Origin of the sequence: Pseudomonas atagonensis, assembly GCF_011369485.1 — a bacterium.
Taxonomy (GTDB): Bacteria; Pseudomonadota; Gammaproteobacteria; order Pseudomonadales; family Pseudomonadaceae; genus Aquipseudomonas; species Aquipseudomonas atagonensis.
Map to the genome: position 1 here is coordinate 258,651 of NZ_VXCA01000003.1, position 15,760 is coordinate 274,410.

The following is a 15,760-nucleotide window of genomic DNA, read 5'->3' on the forward strand; positions in this document are numbered from 1 at the left end:
AAGACAAGCCATAGGGTTTGCGGTATACAGAACGGCATGATCGTTTGATCCATGGATTTCATTTTGCCGGAGCTGCCAATGCCGTTACGTCCGCTCGTTTTGCTCAGTCTTTTCAGCCTGCTGGTGGCCTGTGGCAGCGATGCACCCAAGTCCCAGCCACCGACGCCGGGCCCGGCGCCGCAGCAGGCGCAGAAAAAAGCCAAAGAGGCTGCCGAACTCGGCCCGCTGCCGGCCTATCAGCGTGAACTGAGTGGCACCCTGCAAGGCGTGCCGGCCGGTGCCGAAGTCGAACTGGCGTTGCTGGTCATCGATGAAAAGGATCGCCCGCAACAATTGCTCGCCAGTTCCAGCCTGATCGGCAACAACCAGATCCTGCCGTTTCGCCTGCGCTTCAACCCGGACGCCTTCCCGGCCGGCGCGCGCGTTGAACTGCGCGGCCGCGCCAGCCAGTCCGGCCAGTTGATCCTGCACCTGCCGTCGCAGACCATCGCCCAGCCGACCACACAGGCGCTGGGCCAACTGCAATTTGTCAAAGCACCATGAATGCACCGCTCGACCTGCAACAGGCGTTAGGTGAATTGCTCGGCGACGCCAGACTCAAAGTCTGGGCGTTGCCGGACACCGATTTGCAGCTTTGGCTGATTGATGGCGACAACATGGATCGCGAATTCAGCCAGGAAGAAATCCAGCGAATTCTGCACGAGCCGCCCTACTGGGCGTTCTGCTGGGCCAGCGGGCTGGCGGTGGCGCGTTATCTGGCCGAATTTCCCGAATGGGTGCGCGGCAAGCGTGTGCTGGATTTTGGCGCCGGCTCCGGGATTGCCGGGATCGCCGCGGTCAAGGCCGGCGCGCTGGAAGTCGTGGCCTGCGATCTGGATCCGCTGGCCATTTCCGCGTGCCGGGCGAATGCTGCGTTGAATAATGTAGAGATGAGTTATTCGACGGATTTCTTCGCCGAGGCCGATCGCTTCGATCTGATCCTGGTGGCGGACGTGTTGTACGACCGGGCGAATTTACCGTTGCTCGACGCATTTCTCAGTCGTGGCCGGGAAGCGCTGGTGGCGGACTCGCGCGTTCGGGATTTTCGCCATCCGTTGTACGAGCGCATCGAAATGCTCGAGGCGATGACCTTGCCGGATCTGGCCGAGCCTCAAGAGTTTCGCCACGTCAGCCTCTACCACGCGGCCCGCGCCTGACCGTATAGTTGCCCCATTCACGCTTCTAAGAGATTCCCCATGAGTGAGCAAACGCCGTACATCTTCGACGCGACGACGGCCGATTTCGACCAGTCGGTGATCGAGGCCTCCTTTCAAAAACCGGTGCTGGTGGATTTCTGGGCCGAATGGTGTGCGCCGTGCAAAGCGCTGATGCCGATGCTGCAAGGCATCGCCGAGAGCTATCAGGGCGAGTTGCTGCTGGCCAAGGTCGACTGCGACATCGAGCAGGACATCGTCGCTCGCTTCGGCATTCGCAGCCTGCCGACCGTGGTGCTATTCAAGGACGGTCAACCGGTCGACGGGTTTGCCGGTGCGCAACCGGAATCCGCCGTGCGTGCCTTGCTTGAGCCACATGTACAGATGCCACCGCCGGCCGCCGCCGATCCATTCGAACAGGCTCAGGCGTTGTTCGACGAAGGTCGTTACGCCGATGCCGAAGCCGCGCTGGTAGTGATGCTCAACGAAGACAACACCAACGCCAAGGCACTGATCCTTTACGCCCGTTGCCTGACCGAACGCGGTGAACTGGACGAAGCGCAGACTGTGCTCGACGCGGTCAAGAGCGATGAGCACAAAGCCGCACTGGCCGGGGCCAAGGCGCAGATCAAGTTCCTCGGACTGGCTCGCGACCTGCCGGACGCTGCCGACCTGAAAGCACGTCTGGCAAAAGATCCGCAGGACGATGAAGCGGTGTATCAACTGGCGATTCAGCAACTGGCCCGTCAGCAGTACGAAGCCGCGCTGGAGGCAATGCTCAAGCTTTTCATCCGCAACCGCAGCTATGGCGAGGGGTTGCCGCACAAGACCTTGCTGCAGGTGTTCGAGTTGCTCGGTAACGATCATCCGTTGGTGGGTGTTTACCGTCGCAAGATGTTTGCTGCGCTTTATTAAGATCAAAAGATCGCAGCCTGCGATCTTTTGCTTCTGCGTTCTATTCGATCCAGCTGTAGAGCGGCGTATCCCCGCCGCTCACCACTTTCACGTCCGAACTATGGCGCAGTCGAACCAGCAGACGCTTGCCTGAAACGGCGCTACCAGTCAGCCCTTCCAGTTGTTCGAGCAGATCCGGCCCGCTGAGCTGGCCAGCTTTGCGCAGCAAATCCCTGGCGACCTGCCACAACGCATCGTCCTGATTCAGCGGTTTCGCTGCTGGCGCCGAAGCGGTTGCCGCTTGAGCGATCTGCGGCTGTGCGCCAAGGGCCGAGCCCAGCTTCGCCCAATCGCTGTCATCCAGTTCCACTGTCAAATCCACCGGTACGTCACCGACGGTTCCGCGTATCCGCAACATTGAGTTCACTCCCGCACATTTCTGACCTGCATGCTCCCACGGGGCTTGTGCTACGCCAAGGTCACGGGCAAACTCTGCGCACTTTCGTTATAAGATTACATAACAAACTCTTCACTTTACTTCCCGGAGACCGCCATGCGTCGTCTGCTGCTCGCTTTGCCGTTTGCCCTGTTGCCGCTGGCCATCGCCCACGCTGCCGATGAGCATGACCACGACCATGAACACGGTAGCCTCGGCGCGCATGAACATGGCGTCGGTCGTCTGAACGCCGCACTCGACGGCCAGACCTTGGAGCTGGAGCTGGAAAGCCCGGCGATGAACCTCGTAGGGTTCGAACACGTGGCCACTACCGATGCCGACAAGGCCAAGGTCGCCGCTGCCCGCGCGCAGCTTGAGAAACCATTGGCCCTGTTCAGCCTGTCTGCCGCCGCCGGTTGCAAAGTGGTCAGCCAGGAACTGGAGAGTCCGTTGTTCGGTGACAAGCCGGATGCCGACGATCACGACGATGATGAAGCGGACAAGGACGGTCACGAGCATCACCACGACCACAGTGAAATCCACGCGCATTACCAGTTCACCTGCGCAACCCCGGGTGCGCTGAAGACGCTGGATCTGGCGAACATCTTCAATACGTTCCCGGCCACCCAGAAAATTCAGGTACAACTGATCAGCGCGAGCGGCCAGCAAGGCACCGAAGTGACTGCAAAGGCTGCGTCGTTGAAATTCTGAAATCTGTGAAGATCCCTTGTAGAAGTGAGCCTGCTTGCGATAGCAGACTGTCAGTTGACTAAGTGCTGACTGATACACCGCTATCGCGAGCAGGCTCACTCCTACAAAAGGGCCACTCAACTCCATGACCGGTTTCAAATGACCCAAGCACTCATCGAACTGTCCGACCTGGGCTTCAGCTGGCCCGGTCACCCGCCATTGCTGGACATCCCGGCGTTTCGTCTGGAACCGGGCGAAACCTTGTTCCTCAAAGGCCCCAGCGGCAGCGGCAAGACCACTCTGCTCGGCCTGCTCGGCGGTGTACAGAAGCCGGATCGTGGCAGCATTCGCCTGCTCGGCCAGGAACTGACCGAGCTCTCTGCTGGCGCACGCGATACGTTCCGCGTCGATCACACGGGCTACATTTTTCAGCAGTTCAACCTGCTGCCGTTTCTCTCGGTACGCGAGAACGTCGAGCTGCCGTGTCACTTCTCCAGACTGCGCGCCGAGCGGGCGAAACAGCGCCATGGCAGCGTCGATCAAGCCGCGGCCACCCTGCTCGCCCACCTCGGTCTGAAGGACGAAAACATCCTCGCGCGCCGCGCCGATTCATTGTCCATCGGCCAGCAACAACGGGTCGCCGCCGCGCGTGCGTTGATCGGCCAACCGGAACTGGTGATCGCCGACGAGCCGACGTCCGCGCTGGATTACGACGCCCGGGAAAACTTCATTCGCCTGCTGTTCGCCGAATGCCGCGAGGCCGGCTCGAGTCTGCTGTTCGTCAGCCACGATCAAAGCCTGGCGCCACTGTTCGACCGTCACCTGTCCCTGGCCGAGCTCAATCGCGCCGCCACGTCTGCCGAGGTCTGAGATGTATCTGTTTCGTCTGGCCATGGCCAGCCTGGCCAACCGCCGTTTCACCGCATTGCTCACCGCATTCGCTATCGCCCTGTCGGTCTGCCTGCTGCTCGCGGTGGAGCGGGTGCGCACCGAGGCCAAAGCCAGTTTCGCCAGCACCATCAGCGGTACCGATCTGATCGTCGGCGCCCGTTCCGGCTCGGTGAACCTGTTGCTGTACTCGGTGTTCCGCATCGGCAACGCCACCAACAACATCCGCTGGGACAGCTTCGAACATTTCGCCAACAACCCGAAAGTGAAGTGGGCGATCCCGATGTCTCTGGGTGACTCCCATCGCGGCTACCGGGTGATGGGCACCACCGAAGCCTATTTCGAGCATTACCAGTACGGTCGCCAGCAGCATCTGCAACTGGCCGATGGCCGCGCCTTCGCCACCGATCCGTTTGAAGTGGTGCTCGGTGCCGAAGTCGCCGACGCGCTGCATTACAAACTCGGCGACAAACTGGTACTGGCCCACGGCGTGGCGGCAATCAGCCTGGTCAAGCACGACGACAAACCGTTCACTGTGGTCGGGATTCTCAGGCGCACCGGCACCCCGGTTGACCGCACGTTGCACATCAGCCTCGGCGGCATGGAGGCCATTCACATCGATTGGCACAACGGCGTGCCGGCGCGTGGCAACGGGCGGATCAGCGCCGATCAGGCGCGCAACATGGACCTGACGCCGCAAGCGATCACCGCGTTCATGCTCGGCCTCAACAGCAAGATTTCCACCTTCGCCCTGCAGCGGGAAATCAACGAATTCCGTGGTGAACCGATGCTGGCAATTCTGCCGGGCGTGGCTCTGCAAGAGTTGTGGAGCCTGATGAGCACCGCTGAAAAGGCGCTGTTCGTGGTTTCACTGTTTGTGGTGCTGACCGGGTTGATCGGCATGCTCACGGCGATTCTCACCAGCCTCAACGAGCGTCGGCGCGAAATGGCGATTCTGCGTTCGGTCGGTGCGCGGCCGTGGCACATCGCAAGTCTTTTGGTGCTGGAAGCGTTCGCTCTGGCGCTGACCGGGGTGATCGCCGGGCTGGCGTTGTTGTACATCGGCATCGCTGCCGCGCAGGGTTACGTGCAGGCCAATTACGGTTTGTTCCTGCCGCTGGCGTGGCCGAGCGAGTATGAATGGACGCTGCTCGGTGGCATTCTGGCGGCCGCGCTGCTGATGGGCAGCGTGCCGGCCTGGCGCGCGTATCGCCAATCGTTGGCCGATGGCCTGTCGATCCGTTTATGAGGATGTTCACCATGCCCCGCGCCTTGCTTGCGCTGTTGTTGCTGATCGCCCTGCCCGTGTGGGCAGCAGCACCGAAAGACCTGACCTGGTCGGAAATGATCCCGCCGGACGCCGCACCCGAAGTGCCGAACATGACGCCTCTGCACGACATGTCGAAGATGAGCGACGCGTTGTCCGCCGAATCCGCGCCAGCGGCCAAACAGGACATGCCGAACGCACCCGTGGTGCAAGCGCTCGACGGGCAGAACATTCGTTTGCCGGGCTACATCGTGCCGCTGGAGGTCAACGAAGAAGGGCGCACCACGGACTTCTTGCTGGTGCCCTACTTCGGCGCCTGCATCCACGTGCCGCCACCGCCGTCGAACCAGATCGTGCATGTGAAAAGCGAACTCGGCGTGAAGCTTGATGAGCTGTATCAGCCGTACTGGGTCGAAGGGCCGCTGCAAGTCAAAGCGTCCAGCAGCGAACTGGCAGATGCCGGGTATCAGATGGATGCCGACAAGATTTATGTGTATGAACTGCCGGAGTGAATACCGGTAACTTTGGATTGTTTGTTCAATTGCTATCGCGAGCAGGCTCACTCCTACATTTGGAATGCATTCCCCTGTAGGAGTGAGCCTGCTCGCGATAGAGCCTTCAAAGGTTCCACAAAAAACTACCCCTTCACTGTTTCATTGAGCTGAGTCAAAAGACCGTATCAGTTGGCTTCGTACCATAGGACATCAGAAATTTTTAACGTCCTTCTGGAGCCCCCATGAACAAGTCCTTGCTCAGCGCTTCGCTGTTTGCCCTCGCGCTCGCAGCCCCGCTCGCCCACGCCCACGAGGCTGGCGACATCCTGATCCGTGCCGGTGCGATCACCGTCAACCCGAAGGCCAACAGCTCCGATGTCAAGGTCGATCAGGGACCGTTGAGCGGCACCAATCTGGGCGGCAAGGCGACCATGAGCAGCGACACCCAACTGGGTCTCAACTTCGCTTACATGCTCACCAACAACATAGGCATCGAGCTGCTCGCGGCCACGCCGTTCGAGCATGACGTAAAGCTCAAGGGCACTGCCCTGCCTGCGGCCAACGGCAAACTCGGCACCCTGAAACACCTGCCTCCGACCCTCAGCGTCGTTTACTACCCGCTGGATTCCAAGTCGGCGTTCCAACCCTATGTTGGCGGCGGCATCAACTACACCTGGATCTACGACGAGCACGTCGGCAGCGAAGCCAGCGCCAACGGCTTCAGCAACTTCAAGGCGAAAAATTCCTGGGGTCTGGCCTGGCAGGTCGGAGCCGATTACATGCTGACCGACAACATCATGCTCAACGCCCAAGTGCGCTACATCGACATCGATACCCGTGCGACCGTGGAGAACAACGCCGTGGCACCGGGCACTCGCGCCAAGGTGAACGTGGACGTCGATCCGTTTGTGTACATGGTGGGTCTGGGCTACAAGTTCTAAGCTGACGTTTACCGAACGTTCACGTGGTGGTGGATGAGGCTTGGTGGTGGGCAGACTTGAAACTGAGGCAACTGCTGAACAGTTGATCGGGGATAAATCCCTTCGCCACAGGAATCGCGATAAATTCCGGCCGTGAAAAAGGCGCCTGTCAAAGGGCGCCTTTTTCATGTCCGCGAAAAGCTTACCGACCGAGCAAGCGTGCCAGCCCCACGCTCATCGGCGTCTGCGCCGGCAGCTTGAATCGCTCCAGCAACCGGCGGTTGTTCGCCCGCGAATGGCGGATGTCGCCGGAGCGCGCCGGGCCGTAGCTGACCGCTGGCAATTCACCGACCACTTTCTGTAATTCGTCGAGCATCTGCTTAAGGCTCATCGCCTGATTCCAGCCGACGTTGACCGCACCGACTTCAACTTCCGGCTTGGCAATGGCCTGCACCAACAGGTCGACCAGATCTTCGACGTAAAGGAAATCACGCGTCTGCTCACCATCACCGAACACAGTGATTGGCAGGCCTTTCTGCGCTCGCTCGCTGAAGATGCTGATCACGCCCGAGTACGGCGAGGACGGATCCTGACGTGGGCCGAAGATATTGAAGAAGCGGAAGATCACCGGCTCCAGCGCATGCTGGCGGCGGTAGAAATCGAAATAGTGCTCGCCCGCCAGTTTGTCCGAAGCGTAAGGCGTCAGCGGTGCCTTGGGCGTGTCCTCATCAATCGACTGGCCCTCGCCATTGTTGCCGTACACCGCAGCGCTTGAGGCGTACAGCACACGTTTGACGCCGGCCAGACGCATCGCTTCGCAGACATTCAGCGTGCCGATGAAATTGCTCTGGTGGGTCTTCACCGGATCATCCACGGACGCCTGCACCGAGGCCACGGCGGCCAGATGCGCGACCGCGCTGCAACCTTGCATCGCCCGGGTGACCAGTGCCGCATCGGCGACATCGCCGACGATCAGTTCAACCCGAGGGTTGTCCAGCGGCAGATTGCTGCGCTTGCCGGTCGACAGATCGTCGAGAACCCGTACCGAATAACCCTTGGCGAGCAAGGCGTCGGTCAGGTGCGAGCCGATGAAACCGGCTCCGCCGGTGATTAAAACAGTCCCTTCAGCCATGACGGTAGAACCTATCCAGTAAGCCCGGGAGTGCGGCACGCCAGGCGCGCGGCTTGATCCCGAAAGTGTGCAGAATCTTCTTGCAGGCGAGCACGGCGTGTTGCGGCTCTTCGGCAGCGTCCGGGCGCGCAGCGTGGGCCTGCGCGGTCGGCGCCTCGATGGCGAGCGCGTGCAGGCCACGTGCTTCAGTGAGAATCGCCTGCCCCAATGCCAGTGACGTGGTCGCCTCGTGACCGGCGTAGTGATAAGTGCCCCAGAGCGGCGCCGCGCAATCGAGTTGCTTGAGCACCGAAATGATCACCCGAGCGGCGTCGTCGACGGGCGTCGGGTTGCCCCGGCGGTCATCGGCCAAAAGCAATTCTTCGGGGTTTTCGGCACGGGCGAGAAAACGCCCGAGGGTGCCTTCCGGGCTGTCGTCGAGCAGCCAGCCGAAACGCAGCAAGACATGCTGCGGGCACGTGGCGCGAACGCTTTGTTCGATCCGCCACAACGCCTGACCGCGCAGGCCCAGCGGCACCGGTTCGTCTTTTTCGCTGTACGCGGTGGCACGCGAGCCGTCGAACACCCGATAACTGGACGGTTGCACGAGGACGATGTTGTGGTGCTGGCACAGTTCGGCCAGACGCTCGATGGCGCGTTCCTGCCCGGCCATGCGGCTTTCGCTGACGGCCTCGGCCTGGAACCAGTCGAAATAGTAGGCGAGGTTGATCAATGCATCGGGACGGGTGTCGTCGAGCAATTGGGTCAGGCTCGCGGCATCCCAGCCGTTTTCGGGCGGGCGGGGGGCGAGGAAACCGATGTCTTCCTCCGCACCGAGGCGAATCAGCGCCTGCCCAAGGGCATTTCCGCCGCCCAGTAACATAAGGCGCATTCGCATAAAGTCAGCAGGCCCAGTCTGATTGGAACGATGGCTTTAACGACAGATCTTGTGGAACCGTCGTCGATAATTGCCGGAATCGTTGCATTTTGCGGGTTTAGTGCGCAACCGTCATCCGTAAAGTGTAGATCCTGACTTTTGTACAGGGATAACCGATCAGCCACACAGACTTGCATCTTCTGATGACCACCCGCATAACTTAGCCATGAATCTGCCCATCCCCAAGGACGCAGCCCTGGCAGGCTTTCACCCCGCCGTCAGCGCCTGGTTCAACAGCACGTTCCCGACGGTCACCGCCGCCCAGGCCCGCGCATGGCCGTTGATCCGCCAGCGCCGCTCGACACTGATCGCTGCGCCCACTGGCTCCGGCAAGACCCTCACCGCGTTCCTCGCGGTGCTCGACGACCTCGTCCACCGTGGCCTGGAAAATCCTGAAGGCCTGCCCCACGAAACCCTGGTGGTCTACGTCTCGCCCCTGAAAGCACTGTCCAACGACATCCGCATCAATTTGCAGAACCCGCTGGCCGGCATCACCGGGCAGTTACGCCTGATGGGCCTGCCGGAACTGCACATCACCACCGCCGTGCGCACCGGCGATACCCCGCAAAAAGATCGCGCCGCCATGCGCAAGACCGCGCCGCACATTCTGGTGACGACCCCGGAATCGCTGTACGTGCTGCTCGGCTCCGAATCCGGACGCAAAATGCTCGGCACCACGCGCACGGTGATCATCGATGAAATCCATGCCATGGCGGCCGGCAAGCGCGGCAGTCACCTGGCGCTGAGCCTTGAACGGCTGCAAGCGTTGTGCGCCGAGCCGCTGACCCGTATCGGCCTGTCCGCCACGCAGAAACCGGTGGAAGCGGTGGCGCAGTTCCTCGTCGGCAGCGATCGTCCCTGCGAAATCATCGACATCGGCCACGCGCGCCCACGGGATCTCGGGATAGAAGTTCCTCCGGTGCCGCTGTCGGCCGTCATGGCCAACGATGTCTGGGAGTTGGTCTATGACCGCCTCGCCGAACTGGCCCGCGAACACCGCACGACCCTGATTTTCGTCAACACCCGCCGCTTGGCCGAACGCCTGAGCCGGCACCTCAGCGAACGCTTGGGCAAACACACGGTGGCGGCGCACCACGGCAGTCTGGCCAAGGAATTCCGGCTCGATGCCGAACAACGGCTCAAGCGTGGCGAACTGCAAGTGCTGATCGCCACTGCGTCGCTGGAACTGGGCATCGATATCGGTGAAGTCGATCTGGTCTGCCAGATCGCCTCGCCCCGCTCCATCGCCGGGTTTCTGCAGCGGGTCGGGCGTTCCGGGCACCAGGTCGGCGGGACGCCCAAGGGCCGCTTGTTCGCCACCACCCGTGACGACCTGATCGAATGTGCCGCCCTGCTCGACTGTGTGCGCCGTGGCGAACTCGACACCCTGCACATCCCCGAAGCACCGCTGGACGTGCTCGCGCAGCAGATCATCGCCGAAGTGAGTTGTCAGGAATGGCCGGAAGACGCGCTGCTGGCGATGTTCCGCAAAGCCTCGCCCTATCGCGATCTCGACGAAAAACACTATCAGGCGCTGCTGACGATGCTCGCCGAAGGCTACAACGGTCGCCAGGGCATTCGCAGCGCTTACCTGCACCGCGATGCCGTCAGCCGCACCTTGCGCGGCCGGCGCGGCGCGCAACTGACAGCGGTGACCAGCGGCGGCACCATTCCGGACAACGCCGATTACAGCGTGATGCTTGAACCGCAAGGCCTGAACATTGGCAGCGTCAACGAAGACTTCGCCGTGGAAAGCATCGCCGGCGACGTGTTCCAGCTCGGCAATACCTCCTATCGGATCTTGCGGGTGGAAACCGGCAAGGTGCGGGTCGAAGATGCGCAGGGGCAGCCACCAACCATTCCGTTCTGGCTCGGCGAGGCACCGGGGCGCAGCGATGAACTGTCCTCGGCGGTGGCGCGCCTGCAAGCGACGCTCGACGAGTTGCTCGGCGCCAGCCCCGGTGATCTGCAGCCGGCGCTCGACTGGCTGACGCAAACCCTCGGCCTCAATCACGCCAGCGCTGAACAGTTGGTCGAATATCTCGCCCGCGCACGTCAGACCCTCGGTGCCCTGCCTTCGCAAGATACGTTGCTGATGGAACGGTTTTTCGACGAGTCCGGCGGCACCCAACTGATCATCCATACGCCGTTCGGCAGCCGCATCAACCGCGCCTGGGGTCTGGCCCTGCGCAAGCGCTTCTGCCGCACGTTCAATTTCGAATTGCAGGCGGCGGCCAGTGAAGATGCGATTGTGCTGTCGCTGTCCACCAGCCACAGTTTCGAACTCGATGACGTCTGGCGTTATCTGCACAGCAACAACGCCGAGCACATCCTGATTCAAGCGGTGCTGGATGCGCCGCTGTTCGGCGTGCGCTGGCGCTGGAACGCCGGGGTCGCCTTGGCGCTGCCACGCTTTACCGGCGGGCGCAAAGTCGCGCCGCAACTGCAACGCATGAAAAGCGAAGATCTCATCGCCAGTGTTTTCCCCGACCAGATTGCCTGCCTGGAAAACCTCGCCGGCGAACGGGAAATTCCCGAGCACCCCTTGATCGAGCAAACCCTCGACGATTGCCTGCACGAGGCGATGGACTGCGACGGCTGGCTCAATCTGTTGCGGCGCATGGAGCGTGGCGAAGTGCGTCTGATCAGCCGCGATCTGCCGGCGCCGTCACCACTGGCGGCGGAAATCCTCAGCGCCCGCCCCTACACCTTTCTCGACGATGCGCCGCTTGAAGAACGCCGCACCCAGGCGGTGATCAACCGGCGCTGGAGCGATCCGCAATCGACCGATGACCTCGGCGCGCTGGATGCCGACGCGATCAACGCGGTGCGTGAAGAAGCCTGGCCGACGCCGGGCAATGTCGATGAAATGCATGAAGCACTGATGAGCCTCGCGTGCATCAGCGAACAAGAAGTTCGAGCGAACGACGGTTGGCATGAGTGGCTGAAAACCCTGTCCCATAATGGTCGCGCCTGCCGATTGCGAATCGATACCGAGCATTGTTTATGGCTGGCCCGGGAACGCCTGACCTGCCTGCAAGCGCTTTATCCACAAGCCACTCTGCAATCCGAGGTGCAGGCGTTGCCGGGATTCGATGAAGCCTGGACGTTCGACGAAGCATTGATCGAAGTGATCCGCGCACGGCTCGGCGCATTCGGCCCGCTGCCGTTGCCCGCCATCGCCGATCCGCTCGCGTTGCCGACAACGCAGGTCAATCAGGCTCTCGCGCAACTGGAGCGCGAAGGTTATGTCCTGCGCGGCCGGTTCACGCCGGGCACGACCGAGGAGCAATGGTGCGAACGGCACCTGCTGGCGCGCATTCATCGCTACACGGTCAAGCGCCTGCGCCGGGAAATCGAACCGGTGGCGTTGCAGGATTTCATGCGGTTTCTGTTCGACTGGCAGCATCTGTCGCCATCGAGTCGCGGTCAGGGCAGCGCCGTGTTGCCAGCGATTGTCGGCCAGTTCGAAGGCTACGCGGCCGCCGCTTCGGCTTGGGACAGCGACATTCTTCCGGCCCGCCTCAAGGACTATTCGTCGAGCTGGCTGGATGACTTGTGCCGCAGCGGCAAACTGGTGTGGACGCGCCTCAGCGCACGACAAAAAATCAGCGGCACGGCGTTGCGCAGTACGCCGATTGTGCTGCTGCCGCGCAGTCAGGTCGGGGTGTGGAGCGGGTTGGCCGAACAGACGCCGGTCAGCGAACTGTCGCCAAAATCACAGAAAGTGTTCGAGGCATTGAGTCAGCACGGCGCACTGTTTTTTGATGAGCTGATTCATGAGGCGCATCTGCTGCGCAGTGAACTGGAGATCGCCTTGCAGGAGCTGGTCGGCGCCGGTCTGGTGAACGCTGACAGCTTTGCCGGACTGCGTGCGTTGATCACCCCGGCAAGCAAGCGCCAGCAACGCAGCAGTCGGCGCGGACGCGGCGCGTTTGTCGGCGGCATGGACGACGCCGGGCGCTGGGCGTTGCTGCGGCGCGGGCCAGTGACTGATCAGCCAAATCTCTCCGTCGAGACGCTGGAACATGTCGCGATGACCTTGCTGCGCCGCTACGGCGTGGTGTTCTGGCGCCTGCTGGAGCGTGAGGCCGATTGGTTGCCGAGTTGGCGTGAGTTGCTGCGCACGTTTCACCGACTAGAAGCACGTGGCGAGATTCGGGGTGGGCGGTTTGTCAGTGGCTTGGCCGGGGAGCAGTTTGCCTTGCCTGAAGCGATTCCATTGCTGCGTGAAGTGCGGCGGCGACCGCATGACGGCAGTCTGATTGCGGTGTGCGGGGTTGATCCGCTGAATCTGGCCGGGACGTTGTTGCCGGGAGCGAAAGTGCCGGCACTGGCGAGCAATCGACTGGTGTATCGGGATGGTTTGCCGGCGGCAGCGGTGATTGCCGGCAAGCAGCAGATCTGGCTGGAGCTGGATCAGATCTCGATGGAACAGATGCGCAACAAACTGATCCGGCATTGATGTCGCCAGGTATGGCCCCTTCGCGAGCAAGCCCGCTCCCACAGGTTGATCGCGTTCCTCTGTGGGAGCGGGCTTGCCCGCGCAGAGGCCGGCCAACCCACCACAAGAACGCCTATGAAGTGGGCGATTGCTGCGGCAACACCACTGACGGATGCTCCGGATCTACATCCTCCGCCTGCTGCCTTTTCGGTAACAAAACCTGCTGTGGATAAGTCTGCGCGAAGTGCACCGCCGGGCTGTTATCCACAAGCTTCTTCAAGCGCTGATTGAATGCACGACTGACCGCATATTGCCCGCCCGACACCGTGCGAAATTGCGCCGTCAGCACCACGCCGTTCAAATCCATCCTGTCCACGCCAAATACATCCAGCGGCCCTTGCAGGTTGTACTTGAGGAACGGGTCTTCGCGGATCGAATCGCCGGTCTCGCGAATCAGCTCGATGGCCTTGTCGACATCCGTGTCATAGGTGAACTGCACCGAGAAAAACGCATAAGCGAATTGCCGCGACTGGTTGGTGACAGCCTTTATCTGCCCGAACGGCACCGAATGCACAAAGCCCTTGCCGTCGCGCAGCCGCAGGGTGCGGATGGTCAACCCTTCCACCGTGCCGGCATGCCCGGAATCGAGCACCACCCAATCGCCAATCGACAAGGTGTCTTCGATGATGATGAACAGCCCGGTAATCACGTCCTGCACCAGTTGCTGCGAACCGAAACCGATGGCCAGACCGACCACCCCGGCACCGGCCAGCAGCGGCGCGACGTTGATCCCCAGGTTGGCCATGGTAGTGATCGCGCAGATCACCACGAGGATGATTTTGATCGCATTGCGCAGCAACGGCAGGATGGTTTTTACCCGAGTGCTGGGCTGGCGCGCCGCGCGTTTGCTGAGCGGAGGTTTCAGGGCTTCCTGAATCGCCGTGTCGAGCACCACCCACAGCAACCACGTCACCAGAAAGATCAGGCCGATGCTGCTCAGCGCATTGCTGATCGCCCGGCCGACCGTGCTGCTCTGGGCGAAATCGAGCAGCGACACGCCCCAGATCCGCCCGAGGATATCGATGAAAGCAATCGCAATGACGATCCGCAGCAACGCGTGCAACAGGCTGAGGAAACGCTCCTTGTAGGCGCTGCTGCGCTGGATCGCCTCGGCTTTTCGCGACTTGAACAGGTGTTGCAGGATGGTGCTGAGGAACACCGTGCCGATCAACAGCACCGTGGTGAACAACGCGCAGCGCAGAGCCTTCTGATTGTCCTCGCCGATGCCGATCAGATTGACTGCCGAGACCAACACCATCAACACAATGGGCCAATACCACAGCCCGGAAAAAATTCGCAGCGACTCCTGTAATGAAGGCTGCTTCAGGCGTTGCGCCAACGGGCGGTTACGGATCAGATGCGCCACGGGACGACGCAGGCGAATCACCAGCAAACCGAAGATGATCGAAGCGATCAGTCCGGTGCACACCGCAACGCTGCTGGTGATGTTGCCGCCCAATTGTCGGGCGATCTGCGGGCTGGTCAGCGCATCGCTGAGGGCGGCGAGGAAACCGATCAGAAACAGCGGTCGCGGACAATAACTGCGGATGATGCGCGCGGCTTGGCGTTTGTGGCCGATGTTGAACATCACCACCACACACAACAACATCGAGGTGGAAAAGATCCCGCTGCTGGTGGCGTAGGCCAGACACAACGCCAGCGCACGCCCCACCGACGCTTGCAGAAAATGGCTGACGTACAGGGTCAGCGGCAGGCAGATCAGCGCCGGCACCGTGTAGGGCAGCAGGTAGCCGAGCAGATCCTGACTGCGCTGGCGCGTACGCAGCCAGCGGCCTTCGCGCAGGCGTTTGGTCAACAGGCTGCCGAGTACGGTCAACAGCGCAAAACTGCCGAGCCAGGTGCCGGACAACGTCAGGAAATCACCGGCCACGCTCCAGCCCGAACGGTTCGACGGCTGGTTGACCAGTTTGTCGACTTCATCTGCCGCGCGATCGGCACGCAGGCGCCAGGCGTCGACCAGATGTTCGTTGAGATCGAGTTTGTCCTGCACGTCATCGATGCTCGAACTGATCGCACCGAGCAGGCCGCCCTGCACAATCGGCTCGGGCTTGGCCGGCTCTTCTGCAGCGGCCGGAACGCCCGGCAACGTGGCGGCTTCGAGTTCGTTGGCGCCGAGAAACAGCAGTGCTCCCAGCAGAATGGCGATCCTGAACTTGATCAAAACTCCGGACTCCCGTGGCTGAACCTGTAAGGAACTGATCGAGAATTGGCTGGCAAGTTCAAGAGCCCCTCACCCCAGCCCTCTCCCGGAGGGAGAGGGCGCCGACCGGGTTGCATGCTGGAAGTACAGCAACCTGAAAGTCCTGCGTTGAACTCAAATCTTGAAAACACTGAAAATCAGCTCCCTTTGCCCCTCCCCCCTTGGGGGCGGTCCGACGTTTCGGGAGTGTTGGGGTGAGGGGGAA

The 15,760-nt window shown here is 61.5% G+C and carries 13 protein-coding genes; 9 read left to right on the forward strand and 4 right to left on the reverse strand.

The annotated features are described in order from the left end of the window. Positions 1-78 precede the first annotated feature (78 nt). The 3 genes from F2P67_RS02400 to trxA are packed head-to-tail and all read left to right on the forward strand — an operon-like array spanning position 79 to position 2,108. Positions 79-543 carry a YbaY family lipoprotein gene (locus F2P67_RS02400; RefSeq protein WP_166216880.1) on the forward strand — a complete coding sequence of 155 codons (465 nt, stop codon included), beginning with the start codon at positions 79-81 and terminating at the stop codon, positions 541-543. Further along, complete coding sequence (locus tag F2P67_RS02405; RefSeq protein ID WP_166216883.1) at positions 540-1,196, forward strand: class I SAM-dependent methyltransferase; 657 nt, start codon at positions 540-542, stop codon at positions 1,194-1,196. Before F2P67_RS02400 ends, F2P67_RS02405 begins: the two co-directional genes overlap by 4 nt. 39 nt (positions 1,197-1,235) lie before the next feature. Beyond that, positions 1,236-2,108, forward strand: coding sequence for a thioredoxin (gene trxA / locus F2P67_RS02410; protein WP_166216886.1), 873 nt, complete (start codon positions 1,236-1,238; stop codon positions 2,106-2,108). Between the two features lie 40 nt (positions 2,109-2,148). Here the strand turns inward: trxA and F2P67_RS02415 are convergent, their stop codons facing one another. Continuing rightward, on the reverse strand, positions 2,149-2,505 hold the full coding sequence (locus tag F2P67_RS02415; RefSeq protein ID WP_166216889.1) for a hypothetical protein: 357 nt from the start codon (positions 2,503-2,505) through the stop codon (positions 2,149-2,151). Positions 2,506-2,640: 135 nt separating this feature from the next. On the opposite strand from F2P67_RS02415, the gene F2P67_RS02420 reads away from it, so the two are divergent. The 5 genes from F2P67_RS02420 to F2P67_RS02440 all read left to right on the forward strand — a co-directional run bounded on the left by F2P67_RS02420 (position 2,641) and on the right by F2P67_RS02440 (position 6,803). After that, positions 2,641-3,234, forward strand: a complete 594-nt coding sequence (locus F2P67_RS02420) for a DUF2796 domain-containing protein (protein WP_166216892.1) — start codon at positions 2,641-2,643, stop codon at positions 3,232-3,234. A 138-nt stretch (positions 3,235-3,372) separates the two neighbouring features. Beyond that, a complete protein-coding gene (locus F2P67_RS02425) occupies positions 3,373-4,083 on the forward strand; it encodes an ABC transporter ATP-binding protein (RefSeq protein WP_166216895.1) in 711 nt (236 codons plus the stop codon). A 1-nt stretch (position 4,084) separates the two neighbouring features. Next, the gene (locus F2P67_RS02430) at positions 4,085-5,350 is read left to right on the forward strand and encodes an ABC transporter permease (RefSeq protein WP_166216898.1); all 1,266 of its coding nucleotides are present in this window, start codon (positions 4,085-4,087) and stop codon (positions 5,348-5,350) included. Positions 5,351-5,361: 11 nt separating this feature from the next. After that, complete coding sequence (locus F2P67_RS02435; RefSeq protein ID WP_166216901.1) at positions 5,362-5,880, forward strand: DUF3299 domain-containing protein; 519 nt, start codon at positions 5,362-5,364, stop codon at positions 5,878-5,880. Positions 5,881-6,104: 224 nt separating this feature from the next. Then, a complete protein-coding gene (locus F2P67_RS02440) occupies positions 6,105-6,803 on the forward strand; it encodes an OmpW/AlkL family protein (protein ID WP_166216904.1) in 699 nt (232 codons plus the stop codon). 181 nt (positions 6,804-6,984) lie between these two features. Here F2P67_RS02440 and F2P67_RS02445 read toward each other — a convergent pair whose 3' ends face one another. Together F2P67_RS02445 and F2P67_RS02450 are read right to left on the reverse strand one after the other, a co-directional pair. After that, positions 6,985-7,914, reverse strand: a complete 930-nt coding sequence (locus tag F2P67_RS02445; protein WP_166216907.1) for an NAD-dependent epimerase/dehydratase family protein — start codon at positions 7,912-7,914, stop codon at positions 6,985-6,987. After that, complete coding sequence (locus F2P67_RS02450; protein ID WP_166216910.1) at positions 7,907-8,791, reverse strand: sugar nucleotide-binding protein; 885 nt, start codon at positions 8,789-8,791, stop codon at positions 7,907-7,909. The genes F2P67_RS02445 and F2P67_RS02450 overlap by 8 nt, the downstream gene beginning before the upstream one ends. A 205-nt stretch (positions 8,792-8,996) precedes the next feature. Here F2P67_RS02450 and F2P67_RS02455 point away from each other — a divergent pair, with 205 nt between their 5' ends. Next, complete coding sequence (locus F2P67_RS02455) at positions 8,997-13,295, forward strand: DEAD/DEAH box helicase (RefSeq protein ID WP_166216913.1); 4,299 nt, start codon at positions 8,997-8,999, stop codon at positions 13,293-13,295. Positions 13,296-13,407: 112 nt separating this feature from the next. Here the strand turns inward: F2P67_RS02455 and F2P67_RS02460 are convergent, their stop codons facing one another. After that, on the reverse strand, positions 13,408-15,516 hold the full coding sequence (locus F2P67_RS02460; protein WP_166216916.1) for a mechanosensitive ion channel family protein: 2,109 nt from the start codon (positions 15,514-15,516) through the stop codon (positions 13,408-13,410). Positions 15,517-15,760: the final 244 nt, after the last annotated feature.

Coding starts and splice junctions, on each gene's coding strand:
- F2P67_RS02400 (WP_166216880.1), top strand. CDS start 79: ATGCCGTTACGTCCGCTCGTTTTGCTCAGTCTTTTCAGCCTGCTGGTG.
- F2P67_RS02435 (WP_166216901.1), top strand. CDS start 5,362: ATGCCCCGCGCCTTGCTTGCGCTGTTGTTGCTGATCGCCCTGCCCGTG.
- F2P67_RS02430 (WP_166216898.1), top strand. CDS start 4,085: ATGTATCTGTTTCGTCTGGCCATGGCCAGCCTGGCCAACCGCCGTTTC.
- F2P67_RS02405 (WP_166216883.1), top strand. CDS start 540: ATGAATGCACCGCTCGACCTGCAACAGGCGTTAGGTGAATTGCTCGGC.
- F2P67_RS02420 (WP_166216892.1), top strand. CDS start 2,641: ATGCGTCGTCTGCTGCTCGCTTTGCCGTTTGCCCTGTTGCCGCTGGCC.
- trxA (WP_166216886.1), top strand. CDS start 1,236: ATGAGTGAGCAAACGCCGTACATCTTCGACGCGACGACGGCCGATTTC.
- F2P67_RS02450 (WP_166216910.1), bottom strand. CDS start 8,791: ATGCGAATGCGCCTTATGTTACTGGGCGGCGGAAATGCCCTTGGGCAG.
- F2P67_RS02415 (WP_166216889.1), bottom strand. CDS start 2,505: ATGTTGCGGATACGCGGAACCGTCGGTGACGTACCGGTGGATTTGACA.
- F2P67_RS02445 (WP_166216907.1), bottom strand. CDS start 7,914: ATGGCTGAAGGGACTGTTTTAATCACCGGCGGAGCCGGTTTCATCGGC.
- F2P67_RS02440 (WP_166216904.1), top strand. CDS start 6,105: ATGAACAAGTCCTTGCTCAGCGCTTCGCTGTTTGCCCTCGCGCTCGCA.
- F2P67_RS02425 (WP_166216895.1), top strand. CDS start 3,373: ATGACCCAAGCACTCATCGAACTGTCCGACCTGGGCTTCAGCTGGCCC.
- F2P67_RS02455 (WP_166216913.1), top strand. CDS start 8,997: ATGAATCTGCCCATCCCCAAGGACGCAGCCCTGGCAGGCTTTCACCCC.